The 16,324-nt window shown below is 55.2% G+C and carries 11 protein-coding genes, 1 other RNA gene and 1 pseudogene; 5 read left to right on the plus strand and 8 right to left on the minus strand.

What is annotated here, in order from left to right:
* From J1G37_RS22980 to mobI, 3 genes are all read left to right on the plus strand, one after another.
* Window positions 1-253 (plus strand): transposase (locus tag J1G37_RS22980; protein ID WP_207045535.1); only part of this gene is annotated, 253 nt, incomplete at its 5' end.
* 160 nt (window positions 254-413) lie between these two features.
* Window positions 414-995 carry a hypothetical protein gene (locus tag J1G37_RS22985; protein WP_017735520.1) on the plus strand — a complete coding sequence of 194 codons (582 nt, stop codon included), beginning with the start codon at window positions 414-416 and terminating at the stop codon, window positions 993-995.
* Between the two features lie 410 nt (window positions 996-1,405).
* A complete protein-coding gene (gene mobI, locus J1G37_RS22990; RefSeq protein WP_014754508.1) occupies window positions 1,406-1,867 on the plus strand; it encodes a conjugative transfer protein MobI(A/C) in 462 nt (153 codons plus the stop codon).
* A 369-nt stretch (window positions 1,868-2,236) separates the two neighbouring features.
* Here the strand turns inward: mobI and J1G37_RS22995 are convergent, their stop codons facing one another.
* Entirely contained in the window at window positions 2,237-2,602 is a 366-nt protein-coding gene (locus J1G37_RS22995) for a hypothetical protein (protein ID WP_207045536.1), read from the minus strand.
* Window positions 2,603-3,150: 548 nt separating this feature from the next.
* Window positions 3,151-4,239: an integrase gene (locus J1G37_RS23000; protein ID WP_242551694.1), complete on the minus strand. Its 1,089-nt coding sequence runs from the start codon at window positions 4,237-4,239 to the stop codon at window positions 3,151-3,153.
* A gap of 112 nt (window positions 4,240-4,351) precedes the next feature.
* Between J1G37_RS23000 and J1G37_RS23005 the strand changes: the two genes are divergently transcribed.
* A complete protein-coding gene (locus J1G37_RS23005) occupies window positions 4,352-4,927 on the plus strand; it encodes a recombinase family protein (protein WP_062389761.1) in 576 nt (191 codons plus the stop codon).
* A 234-nt stretch (window positions 4,928-5,161) separates the two neighbouring features.
* The gene (locus J1G37_RS23010) at window positions 5,162-7,102 is read left to right on the plus strand and encodes a PIN-like domain-containing protein (protein WP_207045537.1); all 1,941 of its coding nucleotides are present in this window, start codon (window positions 5,162-5,164) and stop codon (window positions 7,100-7,102) included.
* A 126-nt stretch (window positions 7,103-7,228) separates the two neighbouring features.
* Here the strand turns inward: J1G37_RS23010 and J1G37_RS23015 are convergent, their stop codons facing one another.
* The 6 genes and pseudogenes from J1G37_RS23015 to J1G37_RS23040 all read right to left on the minus strand — a co-directional run bounded on the left by J1G37_RS23015 (window position 7,229) and on the right by J1G37_RS23040 (window position 16,218).
* On the minus strand, window positions 7,229-8,284 hold the full coding sequence (locus J1G37_RS23015; protein ID WP_207045539.1) for an AAA family ATPase: 1,056 nt from the start codon (window positions 8,282-8,284) through the stop codon (window positions 7,229-7,231).
* The gene (locus J1G37_RS23020; RefSeq protein ID WP_207045541.1) at window positions 8,284-8,499 is read right to left on the minus strand and encodes an AlpA family transcriptional regulator; all 216 of its coding nucleotides are present in this window, start codon (window positions 8,497-8,499) and stop codon (window positions 8,284-8,286) included. The genes J1G37_RS23015 and J1G37_RS23020 overlap by 1 nt, the downstream gene beginning before the upstream one ends.
* 481 nt (window positions 8,500-8,980) lie before the next feature.
* Window positions 8,981-13,919 (minus strand): annotated as a pseudogene (locus J1G37_RS23025) (type ISP restriction/modification enzyme).
* 140 nt (window positions 13,920-14,059) lie between these two features.
* Window positions 14,060-15,265: an integrase arm-type DNA-binding domain-containing protein gene (locus J1G37_RS23030; protein WP_033898248.1), complete on the minus strand. Its 1,206-nt coding sequence runs from the start codon at window positions 15,263-15,265 to the stop codon at window positions 14,060-14,062.
* A gap of 173 nt (window positions 15,266-15,438) precedes the next feature.
* Window positions 15,439-15,835, minus strand: a transfer-messenger RNA (tmRNA) gene (gene ssrA, locus J1G37_RS23035).
* Between the two features lie 104 nt (window positions 15,836-15,939).
* The gene (locus J1G37_RS23040; RefSeq protein WP_207045542.1) at window positions 15,940-16,218 is read right to left on the minus strand and encodes a hypothetical protein; all 279 of its coding nucleotides are present in this window, start codon (window positions 16,216-16,218) and stop codon (window positions 15,940-15,942) included.
* Window positions 16,219-16,324: the final 106 nt, after the last annotated feature.

A 16,324-nucleotide genomic window follows, 5' to 3' on the forward strand; every position in this document is an offset into this window, starting at 1 on the left:
CTGCGACCGTTACCGAATGCAGCCGGTAATCCCATTGCGCGCTATGCCGCGCAAACCTCGACCTGGCTTGCCCCGACTGTTTGACCGGCCCAAATACCGGCAACGGAACATCATTGAGCGGATGTTTGGCTGGCTGAAAGAAAATCGCAGGATCGGCACTCGCTATGACAAGCTGGCCAAGAGCTTTGCAGCCATGGTCACCTTGGCCTGCAGCCTACGTTGCATGCGGCAATACTTTTCGTACAAAGCCTAGATTATGGGCTTTGTTGCATGAGGGTCCTGCAGTTGACAGCGCACCTCCTCCTGGATCAGAAGTGTCAGGCTCTGTGGCATCCCCGGCAGCAAACAGTTCCCAGAAAGCAATTCCGAGCCAGGCAGAGCCAGCTATTACGCCAGCAGTGATAGGTGTTGAGATGCCCGTCATTTCCGGCTGGTACACGTTCTGCCCTACCGCGGCTGACCAAGGTAGCCCAAAACTTCTGGATCTCCTTTATGACGTGCGAGCGAATGCCGGCAAAGTGGCCTTCTTCGACATACAGGTGGACATCGACTGCGTGTTGGGTAGGCAGCCGGACTATGATGCTGCGTTCAGTAGGCTCGAGGACGCGGACGAGGTAATTTACCTCTTGCGCGTGCCCCTAGTAATGGACGGCGATCCTGTCACGCCCCGGCAATGGATTAGCGGCAAGCGCGATCCCTCCGTTCTGCGTACCATGTATAGCGACAATGGTTCCGCGATAGCGATACACAATGGGAACGACAGTCGTAATCCCCTGTCACGTTTCCAGCCCCATGTTGAGGGAAGCAACGACATCCTCTTCGGGCCCTATGCGATAAAGGAAAGCTCCGACGACGATGCCATCACGTTCGATCTGAACGCTTCGTTTCTTGACAGTGCCGCTCTGCAGCAGGCGACCATTATCGCGGAAGAACTCCGTGCTACCCGTGCGCTGCCTACGACTTTGCATTCGCCAGTCGGGAAAGGCGGGTCATAACCGTTTTTGTTTTGCGCAACTGCCATTCTGCTTGTGGTTGGGAATGTTTGCGAACCAACACCGCAATGTTCGAAGCGCGAGCGGTAAAGATCCGGCTTGGGGCGGAAGCCGTCGATCAGAAGGATCAGCTCTTGGCCATTGCCTGCTTATCGTCACTTTGGCATTCGTTGATTCTGTTCAATCTCGAGCCAGGGCATCCGTCGTCGTCTGTTGTGCATCCTTTGCACGTAATGTTGCTGTACGTCTGCAATGTCGTCATCTGCCGCCCATCTAACGCGCGGCAGAGCGGCAGCGGTGCATTGCCAACTCCGCTTCCGTAAATTTCTGACGGTAACATCGCCTGAAAGCGAATTTTTGATACCGGATGAGATGCCACCATTTGGGCTCTAGAAGCAGTTGGAGCTTTGGCCATGAGCAAAGAACCGCAAGCGATAGTCGCCTTGCTGGATCAGCAATATGAGCAGTTGTTGGTGGACGCGAGACGCCTGGTAACAAGCTATGTGGATGCGTCCATGAAGCTGTACAAAAAGACTGGGGCCAGATCTGTTGTAGCTGCCGTGTCAATCAAGCAAACGAGCCCGAATGCGTACTCGATCTACTGGTGCAAACTGGTGCCACTGCATGGGCAAAAAAACAAATTCGCGCCCCTTACTATTGCCAAGGGCAATGGCAAACACAAATACCCGGCTTCCTCGTTCGAGTTTGTTAAATACCCTTACCGCCGCCTGGTTTTGCAGGTTGAGGAGCGTCTTGCTGAGATTCGTAGCATTGCCAGCGAGAATCGTCAGCTGCGTCGGACGTTGGTCGCTTATGAAAAGAAACTGTCTAGATACCAAGCGCTTGATCATGGCGGTCTCTATTCGGGAGAGTAGAGGCTGAGTGCCTATAAGCAGTGCCGAACGGATCTGAACCGATTTTAGCGTCCGAAAGCCCCGTGCAGCATGGTCTGACGGGGCTTTCTTGTATCAGCAGTGAATTCCTGTGCGACATGTTGCAGCGCTTGAGTAGGTTACGGGCTATAAGCAGTGTAGTGCGCTAAATCTACTCGCTGCCAGCCAGCAGGCCAGTGCATGCGGGGTTCACAGGCTATATTTGCTATTAGCAGTGATGCGTACGTCCAAGGCTGCTGGCCAACTGCGATCTGTATTAGCAGTGAGAGGCTTCACTTTCATAAAATAAACATTGGTAGGTGCCGGTCTAGCTGGTACCTGTGTCGCGCAGCGGATGGCGGCGGTGATGCGCTACCCTTCACTGCATCGCTGCTGTTCGAATGCAATGCGGTTCATTACGCAGATGGGGATGGGGTAGCCCTGGATGTGGGTCGTGAGAGCCTCGCTGCCGGCGATCACCATGATGCAGGAGAGGCCTCTGCGGAAGCGCATTCCTCGTCCCGAGTAATTGCGCGGGATGATCTCCCATGATTCGTCGTCGTAGTAAAAACTAACGATTTCTGACCAGTGCGATTGGACGCCCGCGCCCATGATGCCTACTGGTGTCAGGCAGAAAATTTCTACCTGGGTTTCCTGCCCAAGAGGTACGGCGTAAACCCGACCGTTTGGTGCAATGGGTGGGAAGTACTGCCCGTTATCGAGGTGGCGAAATTCCATGGTGGTGCTCCGGATAGATGAGGTCGCTAGACACTCTCCGGTAGTTTTAGGAAAACCCAAGATCAGATGTTGCCTGCGAGGCGGCGCACGGGTTATGGCGTACCGGGCAAGCTAATTCGCCACATCGAGAAGCGAGCATGCCGTTGATCTAAGCGCTTCGGCGCTCCGGTCATTTTCGCATTGACGCGGCAACTGACTACCCAGCCAAGGTCATCGCTGATCTCATGGACTTGGGTGGCAAATATTGCGTATCGCAGTAGTGATGCCTTGCAGGTGGATTCGGGTAGGCGCCCGCTGCCGATGAAAAGGCAGCGGACAGTTTGTTACAGGTATCTGGTCATACCGCTGAAGACTCAATCGTCGCCACGCTTCTTGTCCAGATACGCTGCGACCATGTAGCCAACAGCACCTGTGATGGTGAGCGCACTGATGACCGCAAGTACCGCATATACCAACAATTCAAAACGATCCACGCCCTGACTCCTTTGACTCGAGGTAAGCCAAGTTTAAGGGCGTCTGATCTAATCCCAAATCTGCTGCGTAGTGCCTTAGCGGCTGGTACCGGCTGCTTCCTTCAGTAGGGTGGCTCGGGCACCGACGTATGCATCAGTTTCCCAGATACGCAAATTTCCGAGCTCGTAGGCGACGTGATCCCGCGCCTCTAGATCCTCGTCGTGGGGAGCGTTTCCCCCAAGAATCGGAGCTTTATGATCGGCCCATTGTTCGTAGAGCTCGCAGGCATACGCTGAGCGGCAATCATCAAAATTTAACCCATGAGCAAGCAAAAGCTCCTTAGCTGCAGGTAGGCTGTTTTGCCGCCATATCCGCCATGCTTCTTGTCTTGGATGGTGACAGTGCCGCACACCTTGAACTGCCGAGGCCGTTTCCAAAACGGCGATCTGCTTGCCCCCTGAGATATTAATTTTGCGGTGATCGTATGGATCTTCGCTGCCGTTACTTACCGAATGATATCCGTCTGCTTTGGCGTCATTCAGAGCTATTCGGGCATCGAAGAAAAACGCTTCACGCAGCGAAATGCCCAGATACCGCACTAACATAATCACCACCGCCAGGTGCTCAGAGAGGCGAGTTTGAACGTCTTCTACAGCTGCCTCGAACCTCGCTTGATCAAGGCTGCGCGGGACGGTAATCCGTGCATGGTTAGGAAAGCCAATACGGTCGCCAACGTCAGCTGTCGCGACTTTCCAGCCACCATCGGTTGCAAGGGCCATTACTGAATACACGGTCTCAAGCAAGTTCGCCGCGCCTTGCTGCGAGAGATTCCCGTGGTACACCTGGATACAGAGTTCTTCGCCGTATTGCCGCACCAGTTTTTTATTGACGAGCTCCAGGATGTCCACCTCATGAGACTCCTTGGCGTAAATACTAAACTGGGCCCACTGCTGGTCGTGGATCATTGCCTCGTGTTGGCTGAGGAGGCCGCGCCGGACTGCCTCCCTGAGGATCGCCGAACCGGCCTTGCTCAAGTCCCGATCAAAATGTAGGTGGAAACTCTGCTTCATGGTCATTCCTCCAATCAGCTCAGGTGCTGAGCTGCTGTAGGGAATGTTGAGGAAGAAAAAATATCCTGTGGTTCTTTTTCGGTCGCTTTCAGCACCTGAAATTGACGAGCGCATCCGTCTCGTAAACGGTCGTTTATGGCACACCTATTCCAAATGATCTTTTGGACTTGGGATTTACCGCTTTCCTGTCACTTTTCCTGTACCGAAATCAGTGTGAGAAAAACGTATGGGAAAGCGGATTGGATATGCCCGAGTGTCGACTGATGATCAGAATCTCGATCTGCAGCGAGATGCACTTGCTCTGGCTGGGTGCTCCTTGGTTTACGAAGAGACCATGAGCGGCAAGTCAGCGGATAGGCCGGAGCTAATGCATTGTCTCAAAGCTCTACGCAACGGTGACATTCTCGTCGTGTGGCGACTGGATCGCCTCGGCCGCTCGCTGCCTGATCTGGTCGGTATCGTCAGTCGCTTGGAGCAGGGGGGAGTAGGATTCGAGTCAATCAACGAGCGTATCGAGACCACCAGCGCTGCCGGCAGGTTGATCTTTCATGTGTTTGCTGCACTGGCCGAGTTCGAGCGCAACCTGATTCGAGAGAGAACTCGTGCTGGACTGGCTGCGGCTCGTGCTCGTGGCCGGAAGGGGGGACGCAAGCCTGCGTTGGATGACCGTCAGGTGCGTGAAATACGGGCGCTTCTCAAAGATCCCGAAATTCGGGTAATGGATATTGCCCAACGGTATAGCGTTTCCCGGACAACACTTTACCGCTATGTTGGACCGTCGAAATCATCTGCAGCTATTTGATTGATGTTGATATCTTCCGCTTAATTGCTCAAAGGATGGTCGAGCAGGCGAGCGAAGGTTATATCTGGCGTACTAGTCTTCGCGGAAATTGGATAAGTGGACTCTCCATGTGAGGTTTAGCAGCATCACTTGATGGTCATTGGCCGACCCGCTGGAGAGTCGAATGCAGCTTTGATGACTACGCTCCATTGAGTGCGGTTATGCTCTGCCCACCCGAATGCCAAGGACTATGTGATGATGCTCGGTCTGAACCTTCTGAAGCAAACCAAAGATGATTTCCTCGCAGACCTTGCGACTCTGGCGAAAGCGCAAAGCACGCTCATCTTCATCGACACCAACATCATTTCCTACTTGTTCAAGCTCCATGCCGCAGCTCGGCAGGAATTTTTTGACTGGACTGCAAAGGCGATCGGCGAGGGACGGCTCTTCCTCCCAGCCTGGTGCGCAGGGGAATATCTGGCGCGCGTAAGAGAAAACCAGCTTCACACCTATACCCCGAGAAGTAAGGACGATCAACCGAGAAACCAGCTTGAGGCGATGCTCGATACCGCTTCGCTGTTTGTCGATGAAGCCGTTCTCGCGGCTTCGGATTTCGCCGGTACTCGGGCTCAATATCTCACAGGGTTTCGAGAGGCAATCGATGGTCTGAAGCAGTACACGCGGGCTTTTCGTCATCAGTTTGACCCCGACAAGATCCATGCAGAGATCGAAGAGTTTCTAGGGCCAGTGGTTTTGGATTCGCCGGTCGCTCAACTCTGCGACCGGGCTGCCAAAGAGGGGCCTTCGCGCATCGAACACCGTTTGCCACCTGGCTTCAGGGATGAGGCCAAGCCTGAGAATCGCTTGGGCGATTTGATCATCTGGTTGGAGATTATTCGCTACAGTGAGATCCGAAAAGACGACTTCACCCATGTGCTATTTTTGACCAACGATGAGAAGTCGGACTGGGTGTACGCACCGGCGAAGCGACTCGATACCGTGCGTGGTACGCTGAAGCCAGTTCCGAACAATAACCCGGCCTTAAAAATTATCGATCCGCGTCTGGTTTCTGAATTCAAGCGGGTGGTGGGGCACGAGCACGTTTCAATTTGTACCTTGTCCGCATTGGTTCAGGGCCTGTCGAAGACCGATCCTACGGTGGTTGCTCAACTCGCTGCTGCTATCCAGATCGAGCTGGTGGCGAGCGATGGTGTCGCTACTGAATCCGGAGCTGCGGGAGTCGAAGCCGCTGCTGTTGAGCCTGAGGCGGCGGTGGAGGTGCAAGCTGTAGAGCCTGAGGTAGTCCAGGAGGTGCCGGCAGAGGCTGATCCGGTTGAGCCCGTTCTTCCTGCCGAGCCTGTACCACCGGCGAACATAGATCCTGGTGAAGCGATAGCACAGGCCATCCATATTCAGGGATATCGTGATGCTGACTACCATTCGAGCGGCCCTGATGCGCTCAACGAAATAATCAGTTCGCTGCAGTCACATAACTGGTATATCCAGAACCCAGCGATTCTTAAGCTCAGAACGATCCTGCAGGAAGACTTTCCGCCTACCTCCTGGTTCGTCTTGGGGCGTAATATTTACCAAGCCGCTTGTGGCAATGCGCAAAAAGCCATGGACTTCATACTCAACCTCGATTCGCGATTGAGGGCGTTTCCGGAGCCTGCTTCGAAGTACGTGCTGGCAGGCATCGTTTATGAAATCTACTTCAACGGTCAAGGTGAGTTGCGTCAAACGCCCAAGGCGGGAGCGTTTGCGAAGCCGTTAGCCCTTGTCGCCAAAGAAGATCATGAGGATGTGCGAGGCTTTATTCGCTCCAAGCTTGAAGCAGCCGGTGCGAACCTATTCTTCACGCCAGGGGATGAGCGGCAGTGTCTGGTCGTTGTTCGAACAGAGCCAGTAGCACAACCGGATGATACCGAAGAGAAGCGGATACTGAGTTCGATTACCCTAGACGGACATGAGATTTTGGTCGATGCGCTGCCTGGGGGCGACGAATTGTTTGTTCGATATCGACTCTCTTATCGAGCCAAAGACATTCTCGAAGATATCGCCATCAGCCTGTCGATTCCCGACTGGGCTCTGAGCTTGGAGCTGGATCCGCAAGTTAAAGCTGATGCTCGTTTCTACGTACCTGAAAATAGCTGGCTCAACCCTGGTGTTGTGCTGGACGGAGCTGGGGCGGACTGAGTTGCTTTAGATGTTGCCTGGGAAACGGGAGCAGTCATACAGGCTCTCGCGCGAGTCGAAGGTGTTCAATAAAAACGAAGGCGCTCAAGACAAGTATTGAGCACCTTCGACATGCGTTGAGCACCTTCAGGGAGAGGTGGGCAGTCCCAATGCCCATCCGCCCTGCATACCTGTTTTGTGTGACCGTATACCGAGCTTTTTCCGAGCTCTACGAACTGATGCCCACGAAATGCAAGACTCTTCAGCTAGAGACTTCAACGCAGTGATTGCAACAGGCCCAGCCTGTAACGTCTCCTCCAGAAAGCTGCACGCTTCTTGAATGGCTGATGCTGGTATTGGGCTGTTCGTTTGCTCGATAGCAGCCAGAATGGCTTCAGCGCTTCCTTCGATGGCCTCTCCCCATCGGATGCAGGTTGTTTCCAGCTGCTCGCCTATAACGACGGGCTCAACGAAATACTCAATCCCTCCGCTATCAATCGAAACGTTGGATTTGGCTCGGACAAGCACCCTGGCTTCTGAATTCTGATCTTTCTCTGCCACCAGTACAGTGCGAGCGAGCGCGGAGAATGCCTGGCTGCCGATCACACGATTAGCTGCGGAGGACTGGCCCGAACCTTTGCTTAGGTGAGATATGCCGAGGACAGCACAACAATGTCGTTCTGCAAAATCCACTACCATTTGCAGCCCCTGCCGAACTTCGTTTGCTCGGTGCATGTCCCCACGAATGAGATTGATCAGGGGGTCGAAAATCAGCAATGAGACGCCATCAATCCGTGCGGCTGCTTCATTTAAAAGGGCAAAGTTGGCAGCAGGATCAAACTGTCGCCTATTCCCACTCTGATCCCTTAGCCCCTCAATTACGTGCACGCGGTTCAGGTCTGCGTCTGCAGCTATGAGGCGAGGAATGATGGTGTCAGCTATACCATCCTCGCCGCTCCAAATTACAACGTTGCCTGCTGCGTCACCTATGCTGCCGTCTGGCCAGTCCGCTCCTCTACTAAGCCTGGCGGCCAGCGATATTGCCAACGTGGTTTTACCGCACCCACCTGCGCCGGCAAGAATGGATAGCTTTGCCCTTGGCAGCCAGCCTGGCCAAATCCACTGGATCTTTTCCACTGGAATATTGACCGCTGCTGTGAGTTCTACCGTCCAGCCTGGCTGTTGAGGTGTTCGGCGCTGCATTACAGCGCCTCCCTTTGCCGAATCCAAGCTTGGATTTCGCTGTTTTTCCAGCCGACGCTGGAACCGCACAAAAGGCGTTGTCGCGGGAAAAGGCCCTCCGATATTTTGCGATAGATCGTTGAGCGTTTGAGGCCGACGATTGCTTCGACATCGCGTAAGCGAAGAATTTTGTCATTGTCGCCGACGTCGTCAAAGTTGCTAACGTGCATTGCCATAGGTTTTGAGTCCTAGGTCCTGAAGCGTGGGGCAGCGTCCTCCGGCACTACTGCTAAAAAGGGTAAAAGACGGAAATCGGCTGGCTATTTAGCGAGCACGGGCATTTGCCACACGCATAGGTATATGCGCGTTTCCAAGATAAATGTTCGGTAGCGTCGGAGGTCGTTGTGGGCTACAGAAGTTCTAGGGCCCTAAGGCTTCTAGTGGCAGAACGGGCTGAGGGTGTTCTGACCAGATACGCAAATCAACAAATGGCAGCTGATGCGGCCCGTTCAGCGGATGCGAACGAGGCGAAAGTTTTTAACGTCGTTACCAGGGCGACGTGGCGGACCGTTGCGGATCGATAGGGATCGCTTGGGACGGACAATTTTTAACATGAGAGTGCCGGGCTGGCAATCAGCAGATGCTCTGCCTTGGTTGGGTAAGGGGCCCCAACCAAGGCAGTAGTTGACTGAGTGCTCAGCGTTTTATCGGGCTTAACTAGTCATCTGTGGCGATATCGAGTTTGGGCAGCGCCTTGACGATTTTCTGGGTTTCCAGGCTCACGGTGACCACGCGCTGGAAGAGCTCCAATGGATACTTGGGGTTGCCCATGGTTTCGTTGGCCCAGTCGTTGGCGTCGTTGACGATGCCGCTGGCCTTGTCGATACGCACCGCTTGGCGCTCCATCACCCAATCGAGTGCGGCTTTGCCGTTGACGACGTAATCCCACGCCGCTTCAGGAATGCCCTTTAGGGTGATGCGGTGGTTGTAGATGACGGTGGTCTTGTCGCCCTTCTTGGCGAACTTCATCTTCTCCACGCGGTAATCGGCATTAGTCAGCGTGTCCTTGGCCTCGATGGTCAGCGGGTAGGGCGCGACGGTTTCGTAGTTCAGGTGAAGTTCGGCCAATGCGCGGCCCGCCTTGCTGAAAGCCCAGAAGTCGACGGCTTTCTTCACTGCCGGAATGCGTGGCAGTTCCTTGCTCAGGTTGTCGGCATAGCGCTCCCGGTAGTCGGGCGAATGGAGGATGCTGTAGACGTAGTAGAACAGGTCTTCTTTGCCGATCTGCTCGCCGGGATAGGCTGTATTGAAGTGTGCAAGGCCGGCATCGGTGATGGCATCTCGGCGGCGCAGCCCACTTTCAACCGGCTCTGCAAAGAGGTCGTCATCTGAGGCTTGGGCGGCTTCGTCGTAGAGGTAGAGGGGAAAGCATTGCGTGCCTCCATCGGTCTGTAGTTCTGGCGGGCGGTTCACCATTAACGCAAGTTGACCAACCTCGGCGGGGCGTTGCTTAACCATGATGAGACAATTTTCCGCCTTAGCGTTCGGGAAGATGCGCGGCATCTGGCCAACACGGTGTACTACGTTCGAATCATAAAAGAAAGCCTGCTTGGTAAACGGCCGGTAAACCATGGTTCCAATACAATCTGGACGGAGCTTCAGCATGGTTGCGTCAGCGGCATTAGCAAACAAACTGCTCGTCCAGCTAATTTGCGTCGCATCGTTGGATAACAATGGCTTTATCTGGTCGATTCGCTCCTTTTTTGATCCTTGGAGGGATACAGCACCAACGCGCTGAATCTCTTTGTTATAGAAGTCCAGCATTGATGCTACGTTGAGTTTCACCTTCGACTCACTGGAGTTGATGACCCATGCATCCCGCCCGGTCTCCAGCCCTCTGGTGTAGTTTTCAAAAAGTACTTCCGAAGTTCTGTCGTCCTTATCGCCCAAGACGATGAACTGGCCAAAGCTATTATCACGCTGCTTCAACCAATCACCATGCTCGTCGGGGACTACGTGCTGCCAGCCTGGAATGCCGGCCACACTGGCATAGCTGACTATCTTCTCCAGCTTTTCTTCGCGGCTGAGATAGTCGCCGATATCGTGGAAATAGATCTGGCCGTGGGTTACCGCTTCGGGGTTCTTGACCAGCAGCGAGATGGCAATTGGGGCACGGCTGCCACTACCAAAAATCTTCCCACCTTCCTTACGTGAGGTTTCGCCACTGGTACGCTGGTTGCCACGTAGGTGGAACACATAGAGGCTGGAGAACTCATCCACCAGGCACTTGCGTAGGCCATCTGCAGTATTGGCTTCTACGAAGCCTGCGTTGGTAACGAAACCGATGATGCCGGCATCACCAATACGGTCACTGGCCCAGCGAATGGAGCGGATATAGCTGTCATAGAGTGCGTTCTTGTTGTTCGCGTCTGAACGAGCGGCATAGGTTGTTCGAATGCGCTCATCCAAGCTTGGATAAGGGACGTTAGCGTTGTTGGCGTTGGCGTCACCTTGGCCGACTGAATAAGGCGGATTGCCCACAATCACGCGTATATCCAAATCCTTCTGCCGCTTACGCCGGGCGCTGTTGTCCTCCAACAGCGCGTCTACCAAATCGTCCTTCTCATACATCTGGAAGGTATCGGTCAGGCAGATGCCTTCAAATGGGGCGTACTCGTCGATTACTTCGCCGTGGTAGGCCGCTTCGATATTGATGGCGGCAATGTAGTAGGCCAGTAGTACCAGCTCGTTAGCGTGGATCTCGTGCCGGTATTTGTGCGGCAACTCTTCCGGCTTGATCAGGCCAGACTGGATCAGGCGGGTGATGAAGGTACCGGTGCCAGTGAACGGGTCGATGATGTGGACGCCCTTACTGCCCAGGGTTTGGCCGAACTCCTGTTGCAGCAGGTGGTTGACGCTGTGGAGGATGAAGTCCACCACTTCGACCGGGGTGTAAACGATGCCCAAACGCTCGGTCATCTTGGGGAAGGCGTTGCGGAAGAACTTGTCGTACAGCTCGACGATGATCTTCTGCTTACCCTGGGCGTTGTCGATGCCGGCAGCACGCTGACGCACACTAGCGTAGAACTTCTCGAGGGTATCGGCTTCCCTGGCCAGGTGATGTTCGTGAAGCGCGTCCAGTACGCCTTGCATGGCCTTGGACATGGGGTTGTGACTGGCAAAGCTGTATTCATCGAACAACGCATCGAACACTGGCTTTGTTACCAGATGCTGGGCAAGCATTTCGACGATCTCGCCATCGCTGATGCTGTCGTTGAGATCATCGCGCAGTTCTGCGGCGAAGGCCTCGAAAGTCGCTCTCTCCTGGGTATATTCAGGGTTCTCCAAAATGCCCTGGATACGGTCGATATGGGTGCGGGCGATCTTGGCGATATCGTTGGCCCAGTCTTCCCAGTGGTGGCGGTTGCCGCACTTGTCGACGATCTTGGCGTAGATGGCCTTCTCGATTTCCCCTACCTCATAGGCCAGCTCGGCCTGCTGGGTCATCTGGCCTTCGACATCGTACTTAGCGCGTTTCTCACCAATGCCGTACTGGCCTTTGCCTACTTGGCCGTTGCTGGTGCCGCTAGTTTTCCTGGCCTTTGCCTACTTGGCCGTTGCTGGTGCCGCTAGTTTTCCTGGCCTTTTTCTCGGCCTTGTCGGTGATGGCGATGACTTCCATCTTGCGCGGGTCAGAGCCGATCAGGTCGAGCTTGTTGACCATGGCGTCGAAGCTGTCGTCGTGCGACCGCAGTGCCTGCAGTACCTGCCAGACCACTTTGTAGGTCTGGTTGTCATTGAGCGCTTCGTGGGGCTCCATGCCGGCCGGAATGACCACGGGCAGCACCACATAGCCGCGCTTCTTTCCCGGTGCGTTACGCATTACCCGGCCAACGGATTGCACCACGTCGACCTGGGAGTTACGCGGGGTTAGGAAGAGCACGGCGTCAAGCGCCGGTACGTCCACACCTTCAGACAGGCAGCGAACGTTGCTGAGGATGCGGCAGGTGTTGGCTGGCGGTTCTTCCTTGAGCCAGTTGAGCTTGGCTTCCTTAGCACTTGCGTTCATGCCGCCATCGACGTGTGCGGCTTCGCAGATGATGCGTGAGGAGTCATCGATGTTTTCTGACTCCTGATAAGCCTCCACCACCGACTGGAACATGCTGGCGATATTGATCGAGCTGACCTTGTGCTTGGTGCCTTTGTAGTTGGGCGAGATGACCTGGCAGAAAGCTACAGCGCGTCTCATGGGCTGATCATCACCCACCAAGTTTTCGGCCAATCCCTGCTTGGCCAGTGCCTTCCAGCAACCGACTATCTTGGCGGCGTCGTCTACCTTGAGTTGGTTGTTCTCGTCCTTCAGCATCTCCTGAAGGCGGCGGCTGATGGTGCTCTCCTCTACGGTGAGTACCAGCACCTTGTAATCGGTGAGCAGGCCGCGCTGAACGGCCTCGGAGAAGTTGATGACGAACAGCTCTTTGCCGTAGAGCGCTTCGTCATCCATCGAGCATAGTGTGACTTCGCCGGACTCGGCCTTGAGCTTGGCGTTGTCACCGTAGATGCGCGGCGTGGCGGTCATGTACAGACGTTTGGTGGCGCGGATGTAGTCGGCATCATGAACACGCACAAAGTTGCTTTCGTCATCGTCGCCAAAGGTGGCACCCGTGGTGCGGTGCGCTTCGTCGCAGATCACCAGATCGAAAGCGGCCAGGCCATGATCAGCCTGGGCGCGGCTGATTACGTCGATGGAGTGATAGGTGGAGAACACCACGCTCATGTGCTCGGAATCGTGACGCTTGAGCATTTCTGCCGCGAGGCGATCTGCCTTGGTAGTGGCCGGGTATCGCAGTTCATGGGTGAACACCTGAACCGCGTCATCCTCTGCTTTTCGCTTCTTGCCTACGTCACTGTCGGAGCAGACGGCAAAGCTGTGGAGCGGAGTGGCGCTTTCCTGCGTCCATTCGGTAAGGGTCTGCGATAGCAGCGACAGGCTGGGCACCAGGAACAGTACACGCTTACCCTTGCCGGCCTGCTGCTCGGCAATTTTCAGGCTAGTGAAGGTCTTGCCGGTGCCGCAGGCCATGATCAGCTTGCCGCGTTCGGCGTCCTTGAGGCCAGCCGCCACGGCATTCAACGCGGTTTGCTGGTGCGCGCGCAGCTGCTTCTTGGCCTTGAGAGCGACTGCCTGATTGGGCTGGTACTTGGCCCAGTCTATCTGGCTGTCTTCCAGGGCTTGCAGATCGATTTTACTGACTGGAGGCTGCTGGCCCTGCAACGCGTCCTCGGCGTGCTCGCTCCAGTTGTTGGTGGTGGCAACAATGACGCGGTGCGAGAACGGCGCTTTGCCCGAGGCGGTGAAGAAACTGTCTATGTCCTTCTTCTGGACTTTGTAGTCCTCGGCGTACAGCTTGCACTGGATGGCGTGGTACTCGCCGGTGCCCTGGGTGCGAGCCACTAAATCAATGCCCGCATCCTTGCCACTGAGGCTTTGTTCCTTCGCCCACTCCGCATACGTCCATACTTTGTCATAAAGGTCGCGGTAGGTGGCTTCGTTGCGGAGGTAAGTGCAAATCAGCTCTTCGAAGTAAGTACCTTTTTCGCGTTCGGTGACAGAAGCGCTGCGGTAGGTATTTAGCAAAGCTGATAAGGCTGACATCGGTAGGAATTCCTTTTGGACTGCGTCTGGCGCATTACAGGCGCCAAATCGGCGCAGTTTAGCAATTCAGCCAGTACTGGAGCGATAAGATAGTGCTCGTATTAGCTTGAGGGCTCGCTGGCTGATGGGGGCGCTTGCATTCAGCGTTTTATCGAGTCCAAAAAGTCGGCCCAGATCTGCATCATTTCACGCCGCTCTGGCAAGAAGCTGGTTCGATCGTACGCACGTCCCAGCGGATTTTTTACCGTGTGAGCAAGCTGATGCTCCAAGAGATCTGGGCGAAATCCCAGCACCTCCGCACCTATGGTTCTCGCTGTCGCACGAAAGCCGTGCCCAGTCATTTCGTCGCCGCTGATGTCCATGCGGCGTAATGCGCTGAGTACGGCATTGTTGGACATCGGCCGGTCGCCTCCTCGTGCCGAGGGGAAGGCGTATCGATGTCTGCCGGTGAGTGGTTTCAGCTCGCGCAGAACAGCGATTGCTTGCTGGCTCAGGGGAACCAAATGGTCCGGACGATCCTGTTTGGTGGCAGTGAGCCCTTTCATCTTGTGGCCGGGAATCAACCACTCGCCCGCATCCAGATTGACCTCCGACCACTCCATGTGGCGCAGGTCGCCGGGCCGGCAGAACAGCAGTGGGGCCAGTTTGAGTGCACAACAAACAGGCATTGTTCCCGTGTAGCTATCCAGTGCTTTGAGCAGTGCCCCGAGTTTTTCAGGATCGGTCACGGCAGCAAAGTGTTTCACCCGCTTGGCTGGGAGCGTCCGTGAGAGATTCCCTATCTGGTTGGGCGGGGTGATGCCGGCAGCTTCGGCGAACTCAAAAATCTGTTTGTAGATCTGGGCAACACGACGCGCCGTCTCGCGAGCGCCGCGCTTGATGATGCGCTGGAGGTTTTCGACCAGCATGGGCGTGCTGATGCTGCTAATCGGGAGTTTTCCCAGCCAGGGGAAGGCATTGAGCTCAAGGCGCTGCCGTACAGTCCGGGTGTACTCCGGGTCCCAGGAGGATTCGCGAATATTGAGCCACTGCGTGGCAACCGATTCAAAAGTGTGCTGGTGATCAAGTTGGCTGACCACCTTGGCCATGCGTCTTTGCAGCGAAGGATCTTGGCCGCTGGCAAGTTGGACACGAGCGTCATCACGTTTGCGCCGAGCTTCCTGCAAGCCGACCTCAGGGTAAACACCAAGAGCCAGGCGTTTTTCCTTTCCCAGAAAACGGTATTTCAAGCGCCAGTAACGGCCTCCGTTGGGCTGCACTTCAAGGTACAGACCCTGTTCGTCGTATAGCCGATAGGGCTTGTCCTGGGGCTTAGCGTTGCGGCAGTTGGTGTCTTTCAGGGGCATTGGGGGCACATCCTCTCCGAGCGAGCTGATGAGCGTTTTATGCCCCCATATATGCCCCCGTCAACTGTGGGATGCCCTGGGATCAGGTGGGAAAACGCGGGCAAGAAAAAAGCCGTAAAGCTTTGATTTCTCTAGGCTTTACGGCTTTTCTGGGTCTTCCTGGGAAGGCAAATTGGTGGAGCCGGGGGGATTTGAACCCCCGTCCGCCAGTACTCCGCTGTCGGTACTACATGCGTAGCCGTTTCTATTAAGTTAACCCTCAGCGACCCGAAGGGCAGGGTGCTTTGGGCGAGTTGTGTAAGTTTTAGCCGCTTCGTCCACAACGTACTGCACGGCGATTCTGTTCTATATGACAATCACTTTGGGTTTACAGACATCCCCTGGTGATTGCTGGACCCGAAGGTACCAGAAGCTCAGGGCTAAGGCTGCTTACGCAGCGAGAGCGAATTCCTGGCCGTAGTTTTCGTCATTGGCAACTATAAGAAGTTGCAACAGTGGATTTACGAGTTCTGTTACCAACTCGGCATGCACCTAAAGTTTCGCAACCGGCGTCGAATCCTAAACGGCCCCGTGCTTGTAACTCGTTGTTTCATAGTGAGTGACAAGCCTGTGCAGTGTACGCCAAACCGTCACGGAAGGCCAACCCGAAGGTTGGCCTCGAGCGGGTGAGGCGCCTATTGGCCGCCTTTCTCACTGTTCTGCAGGTCTTGCAGGGCCTTGGAGGTGATCTCGATGCACTTTTTCTCATCACCTGCGGCATGGGCTGCCTTGGCCGAGGCGACGGCCGTGTCGATCTCGCCACTTTTGCCAGTGCTGTCGGTGGCGAGTGTGGCTTTACCGTCATTGATTTTGTTGAGGTTGATCTCGCAGAGGTCTTTGTCACCGGCAGCGAAAACGGGGGAGGCCAGCATCGCAGCGGTGATGAACAAGCCAGCAAGAGCGGAACGCTTCATAGGGTATCTCCTTGCGCAAAAGGGCTCGACGCTGCTGGCGTTCACGGGTTGCCAGCGACATCACTGAGGGGCCTCGTTCGCCGAGGCCTATGCAGATGACTGCGCT

The organism is Pseudomonas sp. Marseille-Q1929 (genome assembly GCF_017316265.1).
In the GTDB taxonomy this organism is placed as follows: Bacteria; Pseudomonadota; Gammaproteobacteria; order Pseudomonadales; family Pseudomonadaceae; genus Aquipseudomonas.